The sequence below is a fragment of the Enhygromyxa salina genome, assembly GCF_000737335.2.
Classification (GTDB): Bacteria; Myxococcota_A; Polyangia; order Nannocystales; family Nannocystaceae; genus Plesiocystis; species Plesiocystis salina_C.
On record NZ_JMCC02000009.1, the window covers coordinates 180,031 to 186,231 of the forward strand.

At 66.1% G+C, this 6,201-nt stretch carries 6 protein-coding genes; 2 read left to right on the top strand and 4 right to left on the bottom strand.

Annotated elements, in window-relative coordinates:
• Nucleotides 1–159: 159 nt before the first annotated feature.
• The 4 genes from DB30_RS05010 to DB30_RS05025 all read right to left on the bottom strand — a co-directional run bounded on the left by DB30_RS05010 (nucleotide 160) and on the right by DB30_RS05025 (nucleotide 4,985).
• Nucleotides 160–1,926: a cytochrome-c peroxidase gene (locus DB30_RS05010; protein WP_146658060.1), complete on the bottom strand. Its 1,767-nt coding sequence runs from the start codon at nucleotides 1,924–1,926 to the stop codon at nucleotides 160–162.
• 174 nt (nucleotides 1,927–2,100) lie between these two features.
• Nucleotides 2,101–3,105, bottom strand: coding sequence for a CobW family GTP-binding protein (locus DB30_RS05015; protein ID WP_146658061.1), 1,005 nt, complete (start codon nucleotides 3,103–3,105; stop codon nucleotides 2,101–2,103).
• A gap of 34 nt (nucleotides 3,106–3,139) precedes the next feature.
• The gene (locus DB30_RS05020; RefSeq protein WP_052546822.1) at nucleotides 3,140–3,727 is read right to left on the bottom strand and encodes a hypothetical protein; all 588 of its coding nucleotides are present in this window, start codon (nucleotides 3,725–3,727) and stop codon (nucleotides 3,140–3,142) included.
• Between the two features lie 28 nt (nucleotides 3,728–3,755).
• Entirely contained in the window at nucleotides 3,756–4,985 is a 1,230-nt protein-coding gene (locus DB30_RS05025; protein ID WP_146658062.1) for a pectin acetylesterase-family hydrolase, read from the bottom strand.
• A 284-nt stretch (nucleotides 4,986–5,269) separates the two neighbouring features.
• Between DB30_RS05025 and DB30_RS05030 the strand changes: the two genes are divergently transcribed.
• Entirely contained in the window at nucleotides 5,270–5,962 is a 693-nt protein-coding gene (locus tag DB30_RS05030) for a type IV pilin protein (protein WP_052546824.1), read from the top strand.
• A gap of 37 nt (nucleotides 5,963–5,999) precedes the next feature.
• Nucleotides 6,000–6,201 (top strand): type IV pilin protein (locus DB30_RS05035; RefSeq protein ID WP_146658063.1); only part of this gene is annotated, 202 nt, incomplete at its 3' end.

Here is a 6,201-nt window from a genome sequence, read left to right on the forward strand (position 1 = left end):
GGCGGCCGACCTCCAAGATCGTGACCTGGCCCCAAATCAAGGCTAGTACGAGCCGACAGGTGAGCGAAGGGGGCTCCGCCGCCGAAGCGAGGGGGCTTTTTGAAAGCCCCCTTGAAGACATAGTAGGCCCGAGTCGAGCGCGCAGCGCTTGATTCGGGGCTACAACGTGCGTAGGTAGGTCACGATCGCGTCGACGTCGGAGCCCGAGTAGTCGGTGCCGGGCCGGGTCGCGTCGAGCATGTCGAGCACGGCGGCGCGCAGGTCCGGGGTCCGACCGTCGTGCATGAAGGGCGGCCGCAACGCGACACGTCGCAAGCTTGGCACCTGCAAGCGCTTGCCCCGAAACTCCACCGTCTGATCGTTCGTGAGGCGCGAGCCCGCGTGGCAAGTGATGCACCCGTAGCTGGCGAACAGAGCCTCGCCGTCGGCGCGCATGGTCGCGTCGACCTCCGAACCCGCCGGGGCGCGCTTGGTCGAGAACAGCCAGCGCTCGAACGCCGCCGCGCGGGCGTCGGATTGCTTCGAGCCGCCCATGCGGTGGGTGTAGACCTCGTTGCTGAGGGTCTGAAAGTCATCCATGTCGCCGTCCCAGTGAAACGGCGCGGAGCCCTCGAGCCCGACCTCGGGGCTCTGCGTGCGCCGCATGCCGATGTCCTGGAATTTCCAGACGTGGCCGTCGTCGGTGGCCTCTGGGTGGCACGAGGCGCAGGAGATCGAGGCCGCCGTGATCCGGTGGTAGAGGTCGTGGCCGGTGTCGAACCGGGTCTTGCCGCTCAGCTCGATCGTCAGCTCGTGCTCGCGCTCGGCGCTGTAGACGTACAGGGCGCTCGGCTCGCGACTTTGGACGAGCAGCCGCCCGTCGGGCAGGTAGGCGAGCGCGACTGGCTGGCCGGGGGTCGAGATGGCGTCGAAGCCGAAGCAGTCGCCGCCGTCGTTGTTGTCGCCCTCGTTGCTGAAGTGAACGTCTGCTTCTCCGTCGCGGGCGCCGGCCGCGGCGATCGCAATGAGCCCATCGGGACTGATCGCGAGATCGACAGCGGGGGTGGGCGCGGACATTCGTGTCGCCGTGGGTGAGCTCGAGCCATCCCACGTGCTGACGGCCGGGCTCACGATCGCCGGCTCGCAAAAGCCGTCGCCGCCGTAGGGAGCGCCAGAGTCCCCGTCCTCACCGCCGCCCTCGTCGGGGGCGGTGAGTCGGACCTCTTCCGTGGTCGAGAGTTGATGGACCATGGCGACGCGGCCGGGCTCTACCTCGAGCATTCGCCAAGCGACGTTTGGCAGCGCGGACCCGGACGCCTGGGGAGCGCGTCGCCCAGTCACGAACGCCCCGGTCATGGGCACCTCGAGGATCTCGGCGGAGCGCAGCCGACTGACCAGCAGCTTGTTGCCGTCGATCACGATGTCGCGCAGGTCCGGCTCGATGAACCGACGCTCGAGCTCGCCCGCGTCGCTGTGCTCGGGCATGGTCACGAGCGTCCCGTCGGCGCAGGCCACGAATAATTGTTCGGTGCCCGCATCAAACGCGATGCCGCGTGGATCTGTGCACAAGTGACGCCGCTCGACTATGTCACCAGAGTTGATGTCAATAGAGGCGACATCGCCTGCCCCACGCAGGACCACGTGGGCGAGCCCCTCGGTCCCTTCGACGCTGCGCCCTGGCTCCACGCCCTGCTCGAACAGAACGTCGGCGTCGAAGCGCGCGGGCGAGATCGACACGACATGCACACGGTCGCGGTCGGCATCGGCGACGAGGACCCGACCATCGGAGAGCACCAATAGGGTCCCACCGCTAATGGCCGGAGGTGGGACCTCACTGATGATCGGCGCTTGGTTGTCGACTGCGACCGGGACCTCGGGTTCCGGGTTCTGGCAGGCGGTCAGTGCGGTCAGTGCAACGAGAGTTCCTAGGCAAAGGTATGTGCGCATGTGAGCCCCAACTGTTGATGTAGCATGGCCGGGTTCTGCGGCATCCGTCCAGCGTCGCTGATTTTTCTCGAAGGCGAGGCCGGAGCCTGCCCCCAAACGCCCGAAACGCCGCGTGGTCGCGAGCACGGCTGGTACGACGCGCGGCCGAGCTGGAGCTTACACGAGGCAGACCGCTCAGTCGGAAAACTCTGCATCATCGGGCGAGGTCAACACGGCCCGCAGCGCTTGCTTCAGCGCGTCCACATTGAAGTGCGCCTGGGGGCCGATGAAGACCAGGCGAGACACCGGTGGCTCCCCGCCCCAGTCGTCGAGGCTGCGAACGTGCAGGCGGCGGCCAACCACGTGGACGATGACCTTTTGTCCTTCTCGCTCGCTGATCTGCAAGAAGCCCTTGGCCCGAAGTACGCCGGCCGGCAGCGAGCGCAGCAGCGGACCGAGGGTCTTGAACGAGAGCCGCTCGCTGGTTGTGAAGCTGAGGGTCGAGAAACCTGGCGTGTGGCTGGCGTGGTCGTGCGCGCTGGCGTGGTCGTGCGGGTGTTCGCCTGCTGTCGCGCCGCGAAGGTCAGACCCGATCACCAGTTCAAGCGGGAGCGCGGCGTTGACCGCTTCGACGCAGCGGGCCTGGGGCGCGAGGTCTTTGATCTGCGCTTCGATCGACTCGATCGCGGAGCGCTCGACGAGGTCGACTTTGTTCAGCACGACGAGATCCGCCGACCGCACCTGCGCCCGGGCGAGCGCGGCCACGGCCCGGTCGCTGGAGCCGAGCGCGGGTTGGTCGACGTCGACGAGCGCGATCAGGCCGTCGAAGCGCAGCACGCCAGACCGATCGAGCTCGCCGAACAGATCGATGATTGCGTCGGGCTCGGACACCCCGCTGGTCTCGATGAGAATTTGATCGGGCCGCTCGTCGAGCTCGAGCAGCCGCAGCACAGCGTTGCGCAGATCCCCGCGCATGCTGCAGCACACACACCCGTTGGTTAGACGGACGACGTCGTCTTCGACATCGAGGATCAGCTCGGCGTCGATGTTGATCGAGCCGAAGTCGTTGACCACGACGCCAAACCGCCGCCCCTTGGCGTGGGCGATCAGATGGTTGAGCAGGGTGGTCTTCCCCGCGCCCAAGAACCCGCCGATGACCGTGACCGGAACCGGGCCCGACGGGTCGGCTTTGTCAGTCACGGGCACCTTCAACTCATAGCATTGGCGAGCTTCGTCAGCGATAGGGGTTGTCGTCGCCAGCCTCGAGCAACCCCACGACCCCCTGCATGTGGATCACCGCGCGATCGAGGTCGGTGATGGTCTCGAACAGCACCTGCTCCGTGTCGCGGCGAAATTCGTAGCGGACGCGCTCGCGCTCGCGCTCGAGCACCCCAACGACGGTCCCCGGCCCCAGCGCGAACCCGTGGAGGCGCTCGCGGGTCTGCTCGTCGACGTCGCGCCACCCATCGATCCAACCCTCGAGCAGCTGCATGGCGTTCGCGCGCGGGCGCTCGGCGTCGACCGTGACGACCCCAAACCGGGCGCGATCGCGGGCGCGCAACAGCAGCAGATCAAAGTGGTTGATCAGCGCGTCGAGCTCGATGAAGGTCGCCCGCGACAGCTCCACGAAGCCGCGCAGCCGCGGCTCGGGCAGTCGTCGCGCGCGCTCGTCATCGTCGAGCGCGACCGGCAGCGCGCGCGGCCGCGCCTCGCGACGCGTGTCAGCCAGCTCCTTGGCGCGCCGCCGCCGGACCGTGCGATCCCACGCAAAGTTGATCGAGAAGCCAACGATCAAGATCGCGAGGTAGAGGAAGGGTTGCACCGGCCGCCGATCATACCTGGGAGCGCCGTCACTCGATGCGATCACCGAACGCGGCGTCGGCTTCGACGAGCAGGCCGAGCCAGTCGGCGACGCTGGTGCCGTCGACAAAGGTGTCATCGTAGGTCGCGGTCAGCCCCGGGATTCCTTCCGTGCTGCTGTCGCCGCTGATCGTCGTGTGCAGGGTGCTATCGAACAAGAACCGATGGTAGCGATCTGGGTGCTTGCTCGCGAGCGTGGCGAGCTCTTCGGTCAGCGCTTGCTCGTACTCGCCGGGGCCCAGGCCCAAGAACACGCCCCCGATCACCGCGTCGTCGTACGAGGCGATCGCCGCGAAGCGCATGTTGGGATCTCGACTCAGCTGCCAATCGGGCAGGTTGGTGATGTGATCCGTGACGCAGTCGTCGCAGCTGCTTGGAAGCAGCCGCATCGCGTTCCACTCTTCGAGCAGCCCAGGGACAAACTCGAAGTCGCCGGGCTTGCCGATTCCGACGCCGCAGTCAGCAACGATGATCAGCTCGGCGTCGGGCCACAGCGTGCGGACCAGCATGTTCGACAGGTGCACGCCGTAGCTGCCGGCGCTGCTGCCCGCGAGCACGATCCGCTTGGCTTCTGGAAATCGTGCGTGGGCGACGTCGAGCCCGGCCGTGAGGTTGATGAGGCCGTGGTGGAAGCGATCGATCTCGCCGTCCTCGTCATCGTCAATCTCGACGTCACCTGTGAACAGCGAGCCGTCGCAGTAGGGCAGGTAGACCGCGTTCCAGTCGGCGAACACGTTCTCGGGGATCGCGCGGTTGAGCATGCCCGCTTCGGGCACGCCCGGCTGGCCCGCGGTCTCGAACGCCGTGCACAGATCCGACCAGCACGCGCCGCCACCTTGTTGATAGATCAGCAGGTCGCCTGGGTCGTGGGCCCCGGCGCGCGCGGATACCCAGTACGAACCGCCGCGTAGGCACATGGGGCCGTCGGCGGGATCGAACAGGTAGTGGGTGGCGTCGCCGTCTTCGATCACCTCCGAGGGGACGATGGTGCCAAGGTACTCACCCATGCCCTGCTCGATGACCTCGGCGAACGGGTTGCCGCCCTCGCCAGTGTCGGTTCCGGTCTCTGTCTCTGTGTCGCCGTCGCCGTCGCCGTCGCCGGTCTCGGATCCGCTCTCGGATCCGGTCTCGCTCGCGACCGGGGTTGGATCGGCGCCCGAGCACGCGCCAAGGCTGGCCGTGAGGGCGAGGAACATCGGGATCGAGAGGGACGCGCGCACGGCGGGATTCTACTCGGTTCTCTTGTCGCGATCCTGGGCGGGTTTACCGGGCCTCGACCCGGGTTGGGCAGCAGAAAAACCCGCGAATTACACCGCGGACACCACGCGGCTCCAGCTTTGGGAGTTCTCGAGTGACGATTTTCGGCAGCGGGCCGAAATTCGTCGGCCGCTCAGCGGCACTTCTTGGAAGTCCGTGCTTGCGGCGTTCTCAAGTCCACGTAACTCTTGCGTTGTTGGGGTTGGCGTCGCGGGCACGAGTGCTGCTTCTCCATTGACGCCGAACCATGCAAACTCGACCACCAACACGCGCGCTGCTGCCCTTCCCCCAACGTGGCGGTGAGGGGAGCGGGCAGGGCGGGTTCACGCTGGTGGAGTTGATGGCGGTCGTCGCGATACTGGGCATCATGGCGACGCTCGCGATCGTTGGGTACACGAAGAACGTCCGCAACGCCCACCGGACCGAGGTCATTGGGGACCTGTCCAACCTCTCGCTGCGCGAAAATGGGTTGATGTCCGTGCGTGGGCACTACGCCTCGACCTCGACCGGCGAAGCCGACACCTATCCGGTCGCGCCCAACGACCTGGCGAGCAAGACCGGCGCGATCCAATGGGCGATCGCAGATGAGGGCTACACGCGCGACGCGGTCGCGGTTGGTACGCCCTATTTTCGCGCAGGCGGGGTCGAGCATGGCTTTGACGCGCTCAGCTTCATGCCCGAAAATGGGCGCTCGTTCTGTGCGTACGGCATCATCTCGGGTGACGGCAGCAACGGTGAATTCGGCGACGAGCCCCCGGTGTTTCCGCTCGCGTCCGAGGTGTTCCCCAACGATGGAATCGAGCTCGATCGCTTCTACGCGCGCGACTGGTTCTACGCGTTTGCAAAGTGCGACTTTGATCGCGACGGGGTTTTTTGGGAATTCACGACGGCTCACTTCTCGACCAAGGTGTCGATGGGCGATACAAACTTTGGCGAATGAGCGAATCGCAACTGACCAGCAAGACGGAGCAAGGACAATGAAGAAAATCGACATCAAGCAACTGAAGAATGCCAAGGGCTTTACGCTCATCGAACTCATGATCGTGGTCGCGATCCTCGGCATCCTTGCCGTCGTCGCGGTCCCAGCGCTGCAGAAGTACATGCGCCGGGCCAAGACCGCAGAGGCCAAGACCCAGCTCGCCAAGATCTACGACGCGGCCTCGAGCTTCTTCAAGAGCG